At 69.8% G+C, this 13027-nt stretch carries 12 protein-coding genes; 4 read left to right on the forward strand and 8 right to left on the reverse strand.

Annotated elements, in window-relative coordinates; genetic code table 11:
* Positions 1–92 precede the first annotated feature (92 nt).
* Positions 93–1043: an IS110 family RNA-guided transposase gene (locus AC1DYI_RS14455; protein WP_477204820.1), complete on the forward strand. Its 951-nt coding sequence runs from the start codon at positions 93–95 to the stop codon at positions 1041–1043.
* Between the two features lie 82 nt (positions 1044–1125).
* Here AC1DYI_RS14455 and AC1DYI_RS14460 read toward each other — a convergent pair whose 3' ends face one another.
* Genes AC1DYI_RS14460 through AC1DYI_RS14485 form a run of 6 tightly spaced genes read right to left on the reverse strand, consistent with a single transcriptional unit; the run spans position 1126 to position 8109 of the window.
* Positions 1126–1554 carry an ExbD/TolR family protein gene (locus AC1DYI_RS14460; protein ID WP_477204821.1) on the reverse strand — a complete coding sequence of 143 codons (429 nt, stop codon included), beginning with the start codon at positions 1552–1554 and terminating at the stop codon, positions 1126–1128.
* Positions 1554–2183 (reverse strand): MotA/TolQ/ExbB proton channel family protein, encoded by a 630-nt coding sequence (locus AC1DYI_RS14465; RefSeq protein WP_477204822.1) that lies wholly within the window; start codon positions 2181–2183, stop codon positions 1554–1556. Before AC1DYI_RS14465 ends, AC1DYI_RS14460 begins: the two co-directional genes overlap by 1 nt.
* A 43-nt stretch (positions 2184–2226) precedes the next feature.
* A complete protein-coding gene (locus AC1DYI_RS14470) occupies positions 2227–3765 on the reverse strand; it encodes a hypothetical protein (protein WP_477204823.1) in 1539 nt (512 codons plus the stop codon).
* Positions 3762–6194 (reverse strand): FtsX-like permease family protein, encoded by a 2433-nt coding sequence (locus AC1DYI_RS14475; protein WP_477204824.1) that lies wholly within the window; start codon positions 6192–6194, stop codon positions 3762–3764. The genes AC1DYI_RS14470 and AC1DYI_RS14475 overlap by 4 nt, the downstream gene beginning before the upstream one ends.
* On the reverse strand, positions 6191–6877 hold the full coding sequence (locus AC1DYI_RS14480; RefSeq protein WP_477204825.1) for an ABC transporter ATP-binding protein: 687 nt from the start codon (positions 6875–6877) through the stop codon (positions 6191–6193). The genes AC1DYI_RS14475 and AC1DYI_RS14480 overlap by 4 nt, the downstream gene beginning before the upstream one ends.
* The gene (locus AC1DYI_RS14485) at positions 6874–8109 is read right to left on the reverse strand and encodes an efflux RND transporter periplasmic adaptor subunit (protein WP_477204826.1); all 1236 of its coding nucleotides are present in this window, start codon (positions 8107–8109) and stop codon (positions 6874–6876) included. The genes AC1DYI_RS14480 and AC1DYI_RS14485 overlap by 4 nt, the downstream gene beginning before the upstream one ends.
* Positions 8110–8243: 134 nt before the next feature.
* Between AC1DYI_RS14485 and AC1DYI_RS14490 the strand changes: the two genes are divergently transcribed.
* Positions 8244–8810, forward strand: coding sequence for a response regulator (locus AC1DYI_RS14490; protein WP_477204827.1), 567 nt, complete (start codon positions 8244–8246; stop codon positions 8808–8810).
* Positions 8800–9969: a sensor histidine kinase gene (locus AC1DYI_RS14495; protein ID WP_477204828.1), complete on the forward strand. Its 1170-nt coding sequence runs from the start codon at positions 8800–8802 to the stop codon at positions 9967–9969. The genes AC1DYI_RS14490 and AC1DYI_RS14495 overlap by 11 nt, the downstream gene beginning before the upstream one ends.
* 15 nt (positions 9970–9984) lie before the next feature.
* On the opposite strand, the gene AC1DYI_RS14500 is transcribed toward AC1DYI_RS14495, so the two are convergent.
* A complete protein-coding gene (locus tag AC1DYI_RS14500) occupies positions 9985–10623 on the reverse strand; it encodes a hypothetical protein (protein WP_477204829.1) in 639 nt (212 codons plus the stop codon).
* A gap of 285 nt (positions 10624–10908) precedes the next feature.
* Here AC1DYI_RS14500 and AC1DYI_RS14505 point away from each other — a divergent pair, with 285 nt between their 5' ends.
* Positions 10909–11583 carry a CAP domain-containing protein gene (locus AC1DYI_RS14505; protein ID WP_477204830.1) on the forward strand — a complete coding sequence of 225 codons (675 nt, stop codon included), beginning with the start codon at positions 10909–10911 and terminating at the stop codon, positions 11581–11583.
* Here AC1DYI_RS14505 and AC1DYI_RS14510 read toward each other — a convergent pair.
* A complete protein-coding gene (locus AC1DYI_RS14510) occupies positions 11550–12869 on the reverse strand; it encodes a lytic murein transglycosylase (RefSeq protein ID WP_477204831.1) in 1320 nt (439 codons plus the stop codon). The genes AC1DYI_RS14505 and AC1DYI_RS14510 overlap by 34 nt on opposite strands.
* Between the last annotated feature and the right edge of the window lie 158 nt (positions 12870–13027).

Below are 13027 nucleotides of genomic sequence, written 5' to 3' on the forward strand. Positions count from 1 at the left end.
CGACAAGGCTGACCGCCGATCTGAGTGCAAGCCAACGCGGCTGGCGGGTCCCCACCCCAACGACTGTCATTGTCGATAGGGGAGACCTGACCATGCAAGATCAAGCTGTATTTGCCGGCATCGATGCTTCCAAGGCCGAGCTGGTGGTTTGTGTTCATGGCGGCCAAGGCTGCGCCGCGCTGCCCAACCAGGACGCTGCGGTGGCTGCGTGGTTGCGCACCTTGCCCAAAGGGGCCAAGGTCGCCGTGGAGTCCACGGGCGCGTGCCACCTGACGCTGGTGCGCCAAGCCGTTCGCCTGGGCGTCACGGTGTATGTCCTGAACGCCCGCGACGTGTACTTCTACGCCAAAGCGCTGGGTATGCGAGCCAAGACCGACCGGGTGGACGCCCGTGTGATTGCRCGGTACCTGGCCGAGCATCACGCTCAGCTGCGCCCGTACCAGYCRCCCTCGCCAGTGCAGGCTGAGATCGAGCAGCTACTGGGTCAGCGCTGGGTAGCCGTGACCAAGCGCACTGCACTGCGCCAAGCGCTGCGAGGCAGCTCGGCCATTGAGCAGCAGGTCCAGCACCTGGATGCCRGCTTCGACAGCCTGCTGCAGGCGATCGATCAGCGCATYGAGCAACTGATCGACGCGGACWCTGCCCTCAAAGCGAGCCAGCRGCGGCTGTTGAGCATCACCGGTGTGGGCTCRCAAGCCAGTGCGCTGCTGAGCAGCCTGTTGGCGCGGTTGCAGTTCGTCAGCGCTGATGCCTTGGTCGCCTTCAGTGGCTTGGACCCTCGAGCGCACGACTCAGGACGCAGCCACGGCAAGCGAAGACTGTCCAAGCGTGGATCGCCCGACTTGCGCCGCCAGATGTACATGGCGGCCATGTCCGCCTCTCACAGCAAGGTGTTCAGTCCCCTGTACCAACAGCTGCGCAGCCGCGGCTTCAAGGCCACCGAGGCGCTGGTCATCCTGGCTAGAAAGCTCTTGCGGGTCGTCTATGCCGTCTGGCGCAGCGGCAAGCCCTTCGAGCCGGACAGATTCGCCGTTCCCGCTTGACGAAAACCATAGAACCTTTGCCGGTCCGCTGCGCGAGCCCCCTCGGGGGGCAGGCCCCCGGAGGGGCCGTGGGGGTCAACAATCAGCGCCCGTCGCGGGTACGCATCGAGACCTGCGTCAGTCCTTCGAACTGGCACAGGTCGAGCAGGTGGACGATCTCCTGGTAGGCCGCCTGCGTGTCGCCATCGATGCGGATCGGCTGGGCCGGATTGCGCACCGCGGCGGCGTGCAGGCGCTGGCGCAGCGTCACCTTGGTCACGCGCTCGCGGCCCCAATACACACCGCCCTTCGCGTCCACGCCGAGCACCAGCAGGTCCGGCGCCGCGCTCGCCTTGTCGAGCGAAACAGCGGCTTGCGGCAGCGTGATCGGCAGCTCCTTCAGCGGCTTGTTGTCGTCCTGGTGCTTGAACGATGTCGCGACCATGAAGAACATCAGCAGGAAGAAGATGCAATCGATCAGCGCGATCAGGTTGATCTCGGGTTGTTCTTCGTCACCGATATCGATGCGCATCAGTGGCCTCCCGGTCGCACGCAGGCGTCGAGCACACGCTCGAGCTGCTCTTCGAGGGCCAGGCCGCTGGTCACCAGCCGGTGGCGGAAGTAGTGGTGCAACGCCAGTGACGGCAGCGCCACGGCCAGGCCCGCGGCGGTGTTGACCAGCGCCTTCGAGATGCCGCCGGCCAGCAGCGAGGCATCGCCCATGCCACCGGTGAACGCGATCACGTGGAACGATTCGATCATGCCGATGACGGTGCCGAGCAGCCCGACGATCGGCGCCACCGTGGCGACGACCGCCAACGGGTAGGCGCGCTGTTGCTGCGCTCGCAGTTGGCGCGATGCGACCTCGCCAGCGCGGGTCGACAACTCGTCGGCCGTCCAGCGCGCGCGGTGCGCCACCACGAATCGCAGCGCCTTGGACAACACACTGTCGTGCTTGACGAGCAACTGCTCTAGCTCGTCGAAGCGGCCGGCCTGCCACAGCGGCACGGCCTCGTCGACCAAGGTCGGCGGCACGACGGCGCTCGGGCGGAAGCGGTGGAAACGCTCGAGTGCGACCGCGATCGCCAGCACCGACAGCGCGGCGATCACCCAGATGCCGGCACCGCCGGCGGCCAGTTGTTGGAAGAAGTTGAACTGCACGGTCAGGCCTTCGTGAAATGAACAGGAGAAAGAGACGAAATGGTCATGGCGCCAGCACGACCGAGAAGAACGCGCGGTCGCGGTCGTTGTGCAGCTTGACGAGCAAGCGGTGGGTGCCGCGCTCCAGGTGCACACGCCGATGGCCCTCGGCCAGCGCCAGGCTCGCGACCTGTTCGTCCGGCAGGTAGTAGGGCGGACGGAACCAGGGCTTGTCGCCGGGCGCGCCGGTCCAGATCTGGCGGCCGTCGAGCCACAGCTTCGAGTCGTCGTCGGCCGCGATGTCGAGCCAGATGTCGCGCGCCTCGTCGATGCGCAGTTCGGTGTAGGCGTAGTACACCGCGCGCTCCTCGCGGTCCGGCGGGATGAAGGGGTAGAAGCCGCGGCTCGCGTACTGCCAGGTCACCGTGCGCCCGTCCAGGCCGCGGTAGACGCCGTCGAGGTCGATGTCTTCTTCCGGCGGATGCACGGTGTCGATCGGTAAACGGCCTTCGGCGGCGAAGGGGCCGATGACGTACCAGCTGTCGAGGTAGACGCGGGTCGCGAACGCGCCGCCGGGGCCGATCACGCGGCCCGCGCCAGTGCGCAGCGTGGCCGGGTCGACCTGCGAAGGCTGCAGGTGACGGATGAGGTTGGTCTCGCCCGTGGTACCCGCGCCGACCTGGTTCGTGCTCTTGCCGGTGAGGTCGAGGCTGCCGCCCGGCACGATCACCGAGGCACCGGCCACCGGCGCCAGGTCGTCGGCTTTCGCGATCCAGCCACCGTCGACGCCGCGCACCGTTTCGCGGTTCACCGAGCGGCCGCCCTCCACGCCGGCGATGCCGTAACGGCCTTGTACCTTGCCGTTGCGCATCATGGCTTTCACTTGTTCGAGGCGTGATCGCGGGATGCCGTCGGCCTGCACGGTCTGGCCGGTGGAGCCCGACGCCGGATTTGCCGGTGCCGATGCGGCCGTCACGGGCGCCGGGCCATAGATGCGCGGATCGACGCTGCCCAGGCGCACGCCGTCGCGCTGGGCTTCAAGCTGTGAGCGTTGCGCCTCCAGCGCGTCCTTCGCCTTCTTCTCCAGCTTGGCGATCGCTTCGGCCGGTGTCGCGGCTGGTTCGGGTTTCGGGTCAGCCGCGGCCATCGCCTGCACCTCACGCATCGCCTCGGTCAGCGGCATGTTGGCCAGCCGCGCCAGTGCCGCGGCGCGCAGCTTGCGTTGCGATTCGTCGATCGATGCCGCGAGAGCCTCGGCCTGAGCGGCTAGCGCTTCGGGCGATGCGTCCGAGAAGTCGACCGCTGCTGGCGGCGTCTGACCGGTCGCATCGGCCAGACGGTCGCGGATCGCCTGCATGCGCTCGACGCGCCGGCGCAGCTCGCGCGCCTCGGTCTGCTCCATCTGTTGGTGCGTGCGCGCCACCGCGGCGGCGGCCGAGCGCGCGCGCTCGTTCTCGCCCAGGCCCGGCATGCTCAGCAACAGCAGTGCGAGCCCGCCATGCAGCACGACCGAGCCGGGCACATAAGGGTGCGCGGCGAGGCGGCGCCACAGCCGGCCGATCGGTCGGTCGCTGACGCGAAAGGTCTTGCCGCCGTCGATCACCGCAGAGCCTCGATCGGCTGCAGGGCCAGCGCCAGCCGCACATGCCGCAGGGCAGACAGCGCGGTGACGACGACCGTGGCCAGGCTCGCGGCCAGCAGCGGCGCGACCAGGCCCACGCCGCTGTCCACGCGGTCGACAAAGTCGGCGAGGTAGAACTCACCGAGCCACGCCGCCACCGGCAGCCCGAGGAGCGCCGCGATCAGCACCGGCCCAGCGAACTCGGCCATCACCTGGCGCGCAATCGCCAGGTTGTTCGCGCCGTGCAGGCGGTGCAGCACCAGCTCGGTCCGGCGGCGGCGCAGCGTGTCGGCCACCAGCGCATAAGCGCCGGACATCGCCACCCCGACGGCCAGCAGTGCCACCGCGGCCAGCATCGCGGTGAACTGCGCTTCCTGGTGGTAGACCTCGCCCAGCTGCTCATCGGCCGACTGCACGATATGCGGCACCTTCGGCCCATGCGCCACCCACAGCTCTTCGACGGCCTTGTGCAGCTCGGCCAGGTCGGTGCCGTGGATGCTCAGGTCCCATTGAGGCTTGTCGGTCAGGATGAAACCCTGCGGCAGCGCCGGGTCACGCGCCGATTCGAGCTTCACGTCTTTCACCACCGCCACCACGCGGCGCAGCTCGTCGCCCTCTTGCAGGAAGCCGCCGCCACCGCTCAACTGTGCGCCGACGGCGGCCTGCGGATCAGCGAAACCAAGCAGGCGAGCAGCCTTGGCATCGATCACCATCGCCGTCTCGCCGCGCCCCACCTGCGGCTTGCCGGCCAGCAGCGTCATGCCCCAGGTGTCGAAGAAGCCCGGCGAGGCGGTGGTCAGGCGCAGCACCTGTTTGTGTCGGCTCGGGCTCACGATCAGCTCCTGGGCGCCGCCTGACGTGTCGCGTGCCGGCCGCATGTCACTCATGGCCCAGTGCAGCACGGCCGGATGGTGGTCGAGCGAGGCGGTGAAAGCATCGAGGTTGGGCACCAGCTCGGGGTTGATCAGCACGCCGAGCCACAGGCGGTTGCGGGTGTCGAAGCCGCGGTCGGCATGCAGCAGATGATGCTGCTGGATCGCGAGCACGCCCGCCAGCGAGAGCAGCATCAGCGCGCCGCCGAGCTGCACCGCCAACAGGCCCTGGCGCACGCGCCGGCCCCAGGGGCCTTCGCTGGCCGTGCGGCCTTGCAGCGCTGGTGCGGGCGGCCGGCGCAGCGCGAGCCAGGCCGGGGCCGCCAGCGTCAGCGGCCACAGCACCAGCACCGCAACTGCCAGGCCGGCCAGCGCGAGTGGTGGCAGTGGGTCGGCGAGCGGCAGCGTGGGCGGCAGGTTGATCCAGCTGGCCACGGCAGGTGCAACCCACCACGCCAGCAATAGCGCGCAGGCGGCGCTCGCCAGCAGTGGCAGCAGCGCCTCCAGCGCCCACAACCGTAGCAGTGCACCGCCATCGGCACCCAGGCTGCGGCGCAGCGCGGTCTCGCGCTGGCGCTGCAGCAGGCCGGCTGCCTGCAGGTTCATGTGGTTGAAGGCGGCCAGCATCAGCAGCAGACCGCAGGCGGCTCCCAGCGCGGTGGCCAGCATCCAGGTCAGCTCGTTGAACTCACCCTCGAAGGGCAGGCGGGTCAGCGGCAGGCCGCGGAAGTAGGCCGCTTCGCGGCCGGTGCGCCAGTCGGGCGGCAGGTCCTGGTACTGCGGGCTGGCCATGAAGGCGTCGCGCATCCAGCCGCCCACCCGTTCGGCCGAGACGCCGGGTCGCAGCCGCGCGTAGACACGGCCGTTGACGAAGTACAACGCGCGGCGGTCGGCCTCGGTCTTCGCATTGGCCTGCGAGTCGTAGCCGGCGATCAGGTCGTGCGGCCGGCCGACCATCGCGCCGTTGTCCAACGGGCTGCGCGGGTCGATTTCGGGGATCACGGCGGTCACCGTGTAGACCACGCCTCGCACATCGAGCGTTTTGCCCATCGCCTCGCGCGGCGGCAGGTCGCCCCATAGCCTGCGTATCAGGTGCGGCGTGACGGCCACGCCGTCGCGGCTCGCCAGCGTGGCGCGCAGGTCGCCGGCGAGGGCCTTCAGCCCGAACAGCTCGACGATGTCGGGGTCGGCCAGCAAGGGGAAGACCTGTTCAAGCCGGTCGCCCACCGACACGTCCATGCCGTCGTTGGTGGTGCGCGCGATCAGGTCCAGCGGCAGGTCGCGCGCCTTCAGCATCGTGCCGAAGGACAGCGGCGACGCGGTGAACCAGGGGCTCGGCTGGCCCGGTGGGTTGCCCTTGAAATCGAGCACCACGGTTCGCTCAGGGTCGGGGATCGTGGGGTCGAGGGACGACAGCGCGATCGCCAACAGGGCGACCATCAGGCTGGCGGCGAATGCGAGCGTGAGCCCACCCACCGACACCAGCGTCGCGGTGCGGCGATGGCGCAGGGCGCTCCAGGCGTCGGCTAGCAACTTCATGCGGCCAGCTCCGCGGACGCGTCGACGAGCACGCGCCCGTCCAGCAATCGCACGCTGCGAGAGGCCAGCGCGGCGTGCTCGGTGCTGTGCGTCACCATCACCAGCGTCGTGCCTTCGTCGTTCAGCTCGCGCAGCAGGCGCATCACCTCCTGGCCGTGGGCGCTGTCGAGGTTGCCGGTCGGTTCGTCGGCCAGCAGCAGTGCGGGCCGCGCGGCAATCGCTCGGGCAATGGCGACGCGCTGTTGTTGACCGCCGCTCAGCTGGCTCGGGTGGTGCGCGGCGCGGTGCGCCAGGCCCAGCCGTTCGAGCACCTCGGCGACGCGGGCGCGTTGCGCCTTCTCGGGCAGCGGGCCGTAGCGCAGTGCGAGCTGCACGTTGTCGCACACGCTCAGCTCGTCGATCAGGTTGAAGCTCTGGAACACGAAGCCGATGCGGCCGCGGCGAATCGCGGCCAGCTCGCGCGGGCTCTTGGCCGTCACGTCTTCGCCCTGCAGCCGGTAGCTGCCGCTGGTGGGCCGGTCCAGCAGGCCGAGCAGGCCGAGYAGCGTCGACTTGCCGCAACCCGAGGGGCCGGTGATCGCGACGTATTCGCCGGCTTCTACGACCAAGTCGATGGCATCGAGCGCGGTGGTCTCGACATCGCCGGCGCGGTGGCGCTTGGTCAATTGCTTCAGTTCGATCATGGCAAGGTGAAGCGTTCGGCTTCGGAAGGGGGTTGGGAAATCAGCACTTCGTCGCCGGCTTGCAGCCCGGCCAGCACTTCGACCTGGCCGGCCGCGCGGCGACCGAGTTGGACCTGGCGGCGGCGCAGCTCGCGGCCCTCACGCACATACAGCGTCGTCTGCACGCCGGGGCCCTCTGCCAGCAGCAGCGCCTGGGCCGGCTTGTCGAGCTGCAACCRCAGATCGACTGCCTGGCCGGGGCGCAGATTCGCCGGTGGCTTGGCAGCGTCGGGCCAGCGCAGCAGCACGCGCACCTTGCCGCCTTGCACCTGCGGCAGTGTCTGCGCCAGCGCCAGTTCGCCGCTGGCGCTGGTGGCCATCTGGCCAGCTCGCAGCCGCGGCAGGTAGAACTCGTCGACATCTGCCGCGAGTTGCAGGCCGCCGGTCGGGTCGTCGATGCGGCCCAGCCGCTCGCCCGGTTTGACGCTCGCGCCCACCTGCGGCTGGAAGCCGCTCAGTTGGCCGGCGATCGGTGCGCGCTGCAGCAGCCGCTCGCGCGAACGCTCCAGCAGGTCGAGCCCGCGCTGCAGGCCTTTCACCGCGCGCGCCATTTCGTCCAGCGACTGCTGTTGCGTGTCGGCCTCGACGCGCTGGTCGTGCCGCGCCTGTTCGAGCAGCTGCGTGGCCAGGCGCTGCTGACGCTCGGCCTGCTCCAACGCGGCAGGCGAGACGAAGCCGGCCGCGGCGAGCTGTTGCTGCCGCTGGTGATCGGTCTCGGCCTGCTGTTGCGCCGCCTGCAGCTGCGCCAGTTCACGCCGGTTCTGCGCCAGGCTCGCGGCCTGAGCGCTGCGCTGCACCGACACGTTGGCCATCTGCTGCGCGACCTCGGCGCCGCGCTGCATCAGCAGCTGTTCCTGATCTGGGCTGTGCAGGCGGTACAGCGGTGTGCCGACGCTGACGGTCTCGCCATCGTGGGCGAGCACCGCTTCGACGCGGCCGGCCTCGGGCGCGTCCAGCTGCACCGAGCGCATCGGTTCGACCCGCCCGCGCAATGCGAGCTCGTCGCGAAATTCGCCGGCACGCACGACGGCCAGCTGCGGCGTGTGGATCGTCTGCGTTTGCGATGGCCGCCACCAGGCGAGTGCCGCGACGCTGGCGAGCGCGAGTGCCGGCAGGACGATGYGCCACGCCACGCGGCGATGGCGCGACGGCAGCGCGCGGTCCATCGCGGCGCCGCTGGCAACGCTGTGCAAGAGAGGGGAGGCAGGTGAGGGCGCAGTCATCAGGCTTCGCAGCGTCGGGCCTGGCGCTGCGCGTGCCAAGCCCCCTGTCCGCTTCCGGACAGGTCCCTGTTCGTCCACCGGTCGATGCTGCGAAGATGCGGGCCGTGCCCGAAGCCTCGATCCTTTTGCTCGACGACGACCCCGATGTGGGCCTGGCAGCGCAGCTGCTGCTGCAGCGTCGCGTCGCACCCGTCACCTGCCTGCGGCGCCCGGCCGAGCTGGCCGCGGCGCTGGACAAGCTGCGCCCGGCGCTGCTGTTGCTGGACCTGAACTTCGGCCCCGGCCGCACCGATGGCGCGCAAGGCTTGCGGCTGCTGGACGAGGTGCTGGCGCGTCCGGCGCCGCCAGCGGTGGTGATCATGACCGCCTATGCCGACATCGAGCTGGCAGTGCAGGCGCTCAAGCGCGGCGCCTTCGACTTCATCACCAAGCCCTGGGACAACGTGCGCCTGATCGCCACCTGCCGCGATGCGATGCAGCGCGCGCAACCCGCAGCGGCGGGCGAAGACGCGCCGCCACCAGCCGAACCGGTGCGTTCGCTGGCCGCGCAAGAACGCGCCGCCGTGCTGGCGGCGATGGCCGAGGCGCAGGGCAACCTCAGCGAAGCAGCGCGGCTGCTGGGGTTGTCGCGCGCGGCGCTGTACCGGCGGCTCGACAAGCATGGCCTTTGAGCGCGGGCGCCTGCTCGGCGCGGCCCTGCTCTGGGCCGGTGCCGGTGCGGTCGCAGCCACGGCGAATACGTCGACGCGCGCCTGGGTTGCGGCGCTGGTGCTCACGTTGATCGGCGGGGCGATTGCCTTCCCGTTGACGGGCGCGCGACCCGTCACTCCGCCGACGCCGCCCGAACCGGCGCTGCCGCCGGACCATCGCCGGCTGGCGTTGCTGCAAGCCCAGTTGGAACACCTGCCGGTCGCGGCCTGGATGCAAGCGGGCGACGCCTTGCAGCCGCTGACGAGCCGCGCGCGACGGCTCGAAGCGCCGGGCGGTGTGCGCGACCGTGCCGTGCTGAAAGAGCTCCTGCGCGGCACGGCCCTCAGCGGCCCGGTGGTGCTGGACACCGAGCGCGGCAGCGAGCGCTGGCAACTGCGCCGCCAGCCCTTGGCGCTGGACGGGCGCGACCAGGTGCTGCTGGCGCTGGTGCCGCTGGAGCATGAGCTGGAGACCGAAACGCTGCAGGCCTGGCAGCAACTGGTGCAGGTGCTGACGCACGAGATCATGAACTCGCTGACGCCGATCAAGAGCCTGAGCCAGACCGCGGCGATGCTGCTCGACGAACCGGGCACCGAAGCCGAACTGCGGTTGGCGCTGAATGCGATCGCGCTGCGCGCCGAGAGCCTGTCGACCTTCGTCACCACCTACCGGCAGGTCAGCCGCTGGCCCGAGCCGGTGATGGCGCCGGTGGACCTGCACGAGTTGTTCGCGCGGCTGCAGCAGGCCGTCGGGCCCGCCTGGCTGGCGCGCGGCGGCGAAGCCAGCTTCGAGTTGGCCTCACCAAGCCTGCGGCTGCAGGCCGACGAAGGGCAGCTGGAACAGGCGCTGCTCGCGCTGCTGAACAACGCCGAGCAGGCCACCGCGGAAYAGCCCGCGCCGCGCCTGTGGGTGCAAGCCCGTCAAGGCCGCGGCGGCCGTCTGCAGCTCAGCGTGCGCGACAACGGCCCCGGCGTGCCGGCGGGGCTGGAGCGCCAGATCTTCCTGCCGTTTTTCAGCGCCCGCGAAGGTGGCCAGGGCATCGGGCTGACGGTGGTGCGCCAGCTGGTGCACGGCATGGGCGGCCGGGTGCGCCATGTGCGACCGCTGGAAGGCGGCGCAGCGTTCGTGATGAGCTTCTGATCGGCTGCCCGCCGCTCAGCTGGCCTTGCGCTTGCGCCCGCGCTTCGGGCGCGAAGACTGGATCGCCTCGCCCAGTGCGACCCGTGTTTCGATCTGGCGCGCGAGCACAAAGGCCTCGGCTGCGACGACCGACGGCAGGCGCGGCTTGCGTACGCCGTTCAAGTCCATCACGCCGCCGGCCAGGCAGTGGCCATCCTCGAACAGGTCGAAGCCGGTCTTGTCGATGGTCAGCGGGGGGTGGGCCTTGTGCGGGCAGGGCGTCAGGCACGGAAAACGAGCCGGCCGCGCGACGAGTTGGTGGCCGCCGACGTTGACCGGAATCTCCTGCATCAGCGAGCGCTGCGCCGCGCGGGCGGCTGGCACCTTGGCTGGATCCTGCGGGTGACGCGCCTGCCACTGCGCACGCACCGCCACCGCATGCGGGCACTCGACCTCGGCACAGGTCAGCCGCAGCAGCACATGCTGCTCGACCCGGGTGCCGTCACACCAGAACTGTTCGCGCCGGCGGCCCTGGGCGTCGATGCGCGCCGTGATCTCGACTTTGTGCGGGCCATGTGCGGTCGCCACCACCGATGTCGCATGCCAGCGGGTGCCCGCGGGCGCGCCGTCCGGCACCTGGCGGCGGACTTCGTCGATGAGCTGAAGGACGTTCATGGCGGCATCGGTTCACGTCACGTGACGATGAGGCGAGCGACCCGTGCCGTCAAGGGGGAGACCCGGTCAGAGTCCTCGGGCATCGCTTGCTTGCGCCGGCGCCGCGTGTTAGCGCGCACTGGCGCAAGGGGGCGAACGCGCACCAGCGCGAGAGGCGTTGCCTCCCGGTTTCCATTTTCACGAGTTGCTTACCGTGCCGAGTGAGGGCCTGGTGCGGGGCGGTGTGATGATCCGGCGCGTCTTTTGCCCCCGGTGGGTCATTTCTTTTTGCTCTGGGAGAGTGTCATGCTGCGTCTGCACCGTCCGCGTTTTTCTTCGTTCCGGCCTCTGGCTGCCTGTGGCGCCATCGCCGCCTGCGGACTGGCGCCGTGGGCAGCGACAGCGCATGCCGAACCGGTGGTCTCGGCCCAACCGGCGGCCTATCAGCGCGCAGCTGACGGGGCGATTGAGAATGTCATCGTCGCCAATGACCGGGCCGTTCCCGCCGCGCCTGCCGAGGCCAGCACGCTCGCGTCGGCCAAGTGCAGCGACAGCGGCACGAAGGCGTTCCGCCAGGAGACCCTGAAGCTGACCAACAGTTATCGCGCCACGGGCCGCTACTGCGGCAGCACCTGGTATGCCGCGAGCAAGCCGGTGGCGTGGAACAAGCAGCTCAAACTGGCCGCGGCGGGCCACTCGCGCGACATGGCCACCCACAACTTCTTCAGCCACACCGGCAGCGATGGCAGTTCGATGGGCGACCGGATCACCGACGCCGGCTACCACTGGTCGGCGGCAGGCGAGAACATCGCCGCCGGCTACAGCGACGTCGCCTCGGTGATGAAGGGCTGGATCGACAGCCCCGGCCACTGCGCCAACATCATGAGCGCGCGCTATGTCGACGTCGGCCTGGCTTGTTCCGAATCAGCCAACAGCCAGTACCACACCTACTGGACGATGGACTTGGCGGCGCCGCTCTGATCGGATTCAGCCGATGGTGGCTCCTGCAGGCGCTGCAGCAGATCCACCGTCGGGTAACCATCCGCCGGCAGGCCGACGCTGCGCTGGTACTTGCGCAGCGCGGCCCGCGTGGCCGGGCCCATCATGCCGTCGGCCGTGCCGCTGTCGAAACCAAGCTGGGTCAGAGCCGTCTGCAGCGTTTGCAGCTGGCTGCGTGTGAGGGCCTGCAGGTCGCGGGGCCAGGCCGCCTGCACGCCTGAACCACCGTCCAGGCGCTGCGCCAGAACGCCGACCGCCAGCGCGTAGTTGGTCGAGTTGTTGTAGCGCAGGATCGTGCGGAAGTTCGGCCCGATCAGAAAGGCCGGCCCGCGCGCGCCCGCCGGCAAGAAGATCGTGCTCTCGCTGAACACCGGCAGCGGCTGGCCGTCCATCGTCTGCACGCCTTCGGCGGCCCATTGCGCGGTGGCTTGTTTCACCGACACGTCGGCGCGGCCGACATCGAACCCAGCCGGCAGCCGGACTTCGCATCCCCACGGGCTGCCCGCCTGCCAGCCCGAACGGGCGAGGAAGTTGGCAGTCGAGGCCAGCACATCGGCCATGCTGCCCCAGATGTCGCGCCGGCCATCGCCATCGGCATCGACCGCATAGGCCAAAAAGTTCGACGGCAGGAACTGCGTCTGGCCCATCGCGCCGGCCCACGAGCCGATCATCTGCGCGCGGGCAATGTCACCGTTCTGCAGGATCTTCAGCGCAGCGAGCAGCTCGGACTGCGCCCACTTCTCGCGCCGGCCATCGAACCCCAAGGTGGCCAACGCATCGATGGTCGGCGTCTCGCCGTAGTTGCTGCCGAAGTTGCTCTCGATACCCCAGACGGCGAGCAAGATGCTGGGCGGCACACCGTAACGCGCTGCGGCAGCGTCGGCCTCGCTGCGGACCTGCTGCAAGCGCTCTAGACCGAGCGTCACGCGCTGCGGCGTCACGACGGCATCGATGTATTCCCAAACGGTGCGGGTGAATTCGGGCTGCGCGCGGTCCAGTTCGACGACCCGCGGCAGGTAGCGGACATCGTCGAGCGCGTCGCGCAGCGTTGCCTCGCTGATACCTGCCGTGCGGGCAGCGTCGCGCAGGGCGGCGACCCACTCGGCGAATCGTTGCCACCGCTGGTCTTGGTCGGCGCTCGCGGCCGAGGCGGCAGCGCTAACGGGTGAAGTGGCTGGCGGATCGGATGGCGGCAACGGTGTCGAGGTGCAACTCGACAGCGCGACAAAGACCAGCAACGCCAAAGGGCGCCGACAGTGGTGAGACATCAAGAGAGCACGTATTTGCATTACCGCCATTGTCCCCATCGCGCCGACCCTGGTGCCGGCGCGGAGAAGTGTCCACTCATGCCAGTGCGGTGGCGGTCATGAAGCGGCTCGGGTTGGCGCCGGCGAAGCGCTTCATCATGAGCCGCAATGCCGTCGCG

This window comes from Ideonella sp. P3_A4 (genome assembly GCF_056403075.1).

Bases quoted from the DNA above. Each gene is read 5' to 3' on its own strand.
- AC1DYI_RS14460 (WP_477204821.1), bottom strand. From the start codon at position 1,554: ATGCGCATCGATATCGGTGACGAAGAACAACCCGAGATCAACCTGATC.
- AC1DYI_RS14475 (WP_477204824.1), bottom strand. From the start codon at position 6,194: ATGAAGTTGCTAGCCGACGCCTGGAGCGCCCTGCGCCATCGCCGCACC.
- AC1DYI_RS14505 (WP_477204830.1), top strand. From the start codon at position 10,909: ATGCTGCGTCTGCACCGTCCGCGTTTTTCTTCGTTCCGGCCTCTGGCT.
- AC1DYI_RS14500 (WP_477204829.1), bottom strand. From the start codon at position 10,623: ATGAACGTCCTTCAGCTCATCGACGAAGTCCGCCGCCAGGTGCCGGAC.
- AC1DYI_RS14510 (WP_477204831.1), bottom strand. From the start codon at position 12,869: ATGTCTCACCACTGTCGGCGCCCTTTGGCGTTGCTGGTCTTTGTCGCG.